Below are 3,771 nucleotides of genomic sequence, written 5' to 3' on the forward strand. Positions count from 1 at the left end.
CCTCGTTGATGATGCGGGTCGCGGCGTTGCCAAGGAATTCCATATCGAAGGGATAGAAGTCGGCGGTCATGCCGTCGACGGAGTTCACCGCCCTTAGCGCGCAGACGAACTCGTAGGTGCGCCCGTCACCCATGACGCCGACGGTCTGTACCGGAAGGAGCACGGCGAAGGCCTGCCAGATCGCGTCGTACAGCCCGGCCTTGCGGATCTCGTCGAGATAGATCGCGTCGGCCAGGCGCAGGATCTCGAGCTTGTCGCGGGTGACGCCGCCCGGACAGCGGATGGCGAGCCCGGGCCCCGGGAACGGCTGGCGTCCGACGAAGCTTTCCGGCAGGCCGAGCTCGCGGCCGAGCACCCGGACCTCGTCCTTGAACAGCTCGCGCAACGGCTCGACCAGCTGCATGTTCATGCGCTCGGGCAGCCCGCCGACATTGTGGTGGGACTTGATCGTCACCGACGGTCCCCCGGTGAAGGAGACCGACTCGATGACGTCGGGATAGAGCGTGCCCTGCGCCAGAAAATCGGCGCCGCCGAGCTTCTTGGCTTCCGCCTCGAAGGTCTCGATGAACAGCCGGCCGATGGTCTTGCGCTTGACCTCAGGGTCCGTCTCGCCCTCGAGCGCGTCGATGAAGAGATCCTGGGCCTGAACATGGACGAGCGGGATGTTGTAATGGTCGCGGAACATCGCGACGACTTCCTCGGCCTCGTTCAGTCGCAGAAGGCCATGATCGACGAAGATGCAGGTGAGCTGTTCGCCGATCGCCTCGTGGATCAGCACCGCCGCGACGGAGGAATCGACGCCGCCCGACAATCCGCAGATAACCCGGCCCGTACCGACCTTCTTGCGAATCTCGTCGATCGCCTGATCCTTGAAGGCCGCCATCGTCCAATCGCCGGCAAGCCCGGCGATACGGTGCACGAAATTCGACAGGAGCCGGGCGCCGTCCGGGGTGTGGACAACCTCGGGGTGGAACTGCACACCGTAGAACCGCCGGCTCTCGTCGGCGATCGCGGCAAAGGGCGCGCCCGGCGAATGGCCGATGACTTCGAAGCCTTCCGGAAGTTCAGTGACCCGGTCGCCGTGACTCATCCAGACCTGATGACGGGTGCCCTCGGCCCAGATGCCCTCGAACAGCGGCGAGGCCTTGCGGACCTCCATGAAGGCGCGGCCGAACTCGCGATGCAGGCCGCCCTCGATATTGCCGCCGAGCTGCGCGCACATGGTCTGCTGGCCGTAACAGATGCCCAGAACCGGGACACCGGCCTCAAACAGGGCGGACGGCACATCGGGCGCGTTCGCCTCGGTCACCGAGGCGGGGGAGCCGGACAGGATCACCGCCTTCGGCTTCAGTCGCGCCAGACCTTCGGCCGCCGACTGGAAGGGAACGATTTCGGAGTAGACCCCGGCCTCGCGTACCCGCCGCGCGATGAGCTGGGTGACCTGGGAGCCGAAGTCGATGATGAGGACGGTGTCGGGATGCGCTGTCATGGCGAGGCTTTAGGCAAGCAAGCCGCCAATGTCCAGCGCGTGCCAGGTCACCTTTCGGCGTCATCCCCAGCCATCGCTAGCTGGCTCCGCAATCTCCCCTCGATGGCGCGGAACGCGCATCGATCGCCGTCGTTCATCGGCATCGGCAATCATGCCGCGCCACCGGAGTCAAAGATATGAGCGTCAAATCGCTGGACGATCTCTTTATCCATACGCTGAAGGACATCTATTACGCCGAGAAGCAGATCGTGAAATCGCTTCCCAAGATGTCGAAGAAGGCGGCATCGGAGGAACTGAAGAAGGCTTTCGATTCCCATCTGGAGGAAACAAAGGACCATGTGACGCGCCTCGAGAGCGTTTTCGAGGGCTTGGGCAAGAAGCCGTCGGCGGAAAAATGCGACGCGATCGAGGGTATCCTCGATGAGGCAAAGGGCCTGATGGACGAGGTCGAGGACGGTGAGACCCTCGACGCGGCGATGCTGGCGGCCGCCCAGGCGGTCGAACATTACGAAATCGCTCGCTACGGCACTTTGATCGCTTGGGCCGAAACCCTTGGGCACAAGGAGGCGGTCAAGACGCTGAAGGAAACGCTGGCGCAGGAAAAAGCCGCGGACGAGAAGCTGACCAAAATCGGCAGTGGCAAGGTCAACAAGAAGGCCGCGTAACCCCAACCGCTCCGACGCACGAACGGACATCCGCCCGCCAGCGGGGCCCGTTCGTGCCGCCGGGTCTATTCCGCAAGAAGACCGCCAGCCAGCGCAGCTTCCAGTCGATCCACCGCGTCCGCCAGCTTCTCGTCGATGACGTGAAGCAGTGTCGTCCAGTCGTCGTAGTGATGCAGCTCAGCCGCGCCATCCGAAATCCCCCGCAGGCCGAGCAGCGACACCGCGAAACGCTGGCAGGCGCGCAGCACGGCGAAGGTTTCCATGTCGACCATGTCGGCGTCGATCGCTTCGTAGCGGGAACCGGAGACAATGTCGGACCCGGTCGAAAGCCGCGCCGCAGCGATGTCCGGGATCGGCGTCGGCAAAGGGGTGTGGAGCGGATGGTCGAGGAACGGCGTCACGCCTTTCTGAAATCCGAGCGGCGAAGCGTCGATATCGCGCCAGGCGACCGAGGCGACCTGATAGACCTCCCCCTGCTCCAGCGTCCGCGAACCGGCCGAGCCCAGAGAGACGATGAGGTCCGGCTTGTGGCCGGCCGCCCGCAGCGCGTTGAGGGCGACGCCGGTGCCCAGCGCCGCCTCGATCGGGCCGACACCGGTCATCAGCGGCCGGATGCGGCGCCGCAAGGCCGGCCCGTATTCGGCCGTCGCCGCCATGACGAACAGCACCTTGCGGCCGGCCAGTTCGTCGGTGGCGAAATCGCGCCAAGTGGGATCGAAACCGGTCATGGGCAGGTCCACCGACAAGGCGCGCGATCGGCGACCATGTCGCTCAGTTCAACCACCAGATCGCGCCGTTGAGAAGAAGCGCATAGGCGACCCAGGCGCCATAGGGCAAAAACAACAGCGCAGCAGGGCGGTCATGGCGCCAGGTGAACGCGATGAAACCGGCGATCGTCGCAAGCAGCGCCATGATGACAAGCAGCGCCGCGCCGGTCCAATGCAGAACGAAGAACACCGGCGACCACAGGAAATTCAGTCCGATCTGCAGCCACCACAGGCGCGAGGCCTGCAGCTCGCCGGCGTGCCAGACGCGCCAGCCGGCGATGCCGATCAGGAGGTAGAGAATCGTCCAGGCGGGGGCGAACACCCAGCTCGGCGGGTTGAACCAGGCCTTGCTCAGGCCCGCGTACCAGTCGCCCGGCGCAGTGGCGATGCCGATCGCCGAGCCACCGCCCACGGTGAGGATCAGGAACAGGGCCAGAACGACGTAGGGATGCCTCATGTCCGCTCCAGCATGGCGAAGAAGAAACCGTCGGTGCCGCTGATTCTCGGCGTCAGCGCCAAGGCCGTTCCGCCGCCGACCGGCCTGGGCCGGCACGCCTTCGACGATTCGGGAAGAGCCGCATCCCATGCGGCCGTCGCGTCGGCCACCTTGAAGCCGTCGTCTCGCCGATCCAGAAAGGCAGCGACGCGCGCCTCGTTCTCGGCTGCGAGCACCGAACAGGTGATGTAGACGAGACGCCCCCCCGGCCTGACGAAGCGCGCCGCCTGATCGAGCACCGCATCCTGCTCGGTCATTCGTTTGTCGAGCTGCCGATCCGACAACCGCCACTTGGCATCCGGACGGCGCCGCCAGGTGCCGGTTCCGGTGCAAGGCGCGTCGACCAGAACGAGG

The 3,771-nt window shown here is 65.3% G+C and carries 4 protein-coding genes and 1 pseudogene; 1 reads left to right on the forward strand and 4 read right to left on the reverse strand.

The features are described 5' to 3' along the window. Nucleotides 1-1,489: glutamine-hydrolyzing GMP synthase (gene guaA / locus MJ956_RS15360; protein ID WP_253965320.1), on the reverse strand; the 1,489-nt coding region annotated here is incomplete at its 3' end. Between the two features lie 176 nt (nt 1,490-1,665). Here guaA and MJ956_RS15365 point away from each other — a divergent pair. Beyond that, a complete protein-coding gene (locus MJ956_RS15365) occupies nt 1,666-2,154 on the forward strand; it encodes a YciE/YciF ferroxidase family protein (protein WP_253965321.1) in 489 nt (162 codons plus the stop codon). Nucleotides 2,155-2,219: 65 nt separating this feature from the next. Here MJ956_RS15365 and MJ956_RS15370 read toward each other — a convergent pair whose 3' ends face one another. The 3 genes and pseudogenes from MJ956_RS15370 to MJ956_RS15380 form a co-directional block, all read right to left on the reverse strand. Continuing rightward, the gene (locus MJ956_RS15370; protein ID WP_253965322.1) at nt 2,220-2,882 is read right to left on the reverse strand and encodes a 5'-methylthioadenosine/S-adenosylhomocysteine nucleosidase; all 663 of its coding nucleotides are present in this window, start codon (nt 2,880-2,882) and stop codon (nt 2,220-2,222) included. 43 nt (nt 2,883-2,925) lie between these two features. After that, nucleotides 2,926-3,378 (reverse strand): TspO/MBR family protein, encoded by a 453-nt coding sequence (locus MJ956_RS15375; RefSeq protein ID WP_253965323.1) that lies wholly within the window; start codon nt 3,376-3,378, stop codon nt 2,926-2,928. Further along, nucleotides 3,375-3,771 (reverse strand): annotated as a pseudogene (locus tag MJ956_RS15380) (MFS transporter); the annotation flags it as partial. The gene MJ956_RS15375 and the pseudogene MJ956_RS15380, both read right to left, overlap by 4 nt.

Origin of the sequence: Aurantimonas marianensis (assembly GCF_024195285.1) — a bacterium.
In the GTDB taxonomy this organism is placed as follows: Bacteria; Pseudomonadota; Alphaproteobacteria; order Rhizobiales; family Rhizobiaceae; genus Aurantimonas; species Aurantimonas marianensis.

Excerpts from the sequence above, each read along its gene's own strand:
- MJ956_RS15365 (WP_253965321.1), top strand. The coding sequence starts at position 1,666 with ATGAGCGTCAAATCGCTGGACGATCTCTTTATCCATACGCTGAAGGAC.
- MJ956_RS15370 (WP_253965322.1), bottom strand. The coding sequence starts at position 2,882 with ATGACCGGTTTCGATCCCACTTGGCGCGATTTCGCCACCGACGAACTG.
- MJ956_RS15375 (WP_253965323.1), bottom strand. The coding sequence starts at position 3,378 with ATGAGGCATCCCTACGTCGTTCTGGCCCTGTTCCTGATCCTCACCGTG.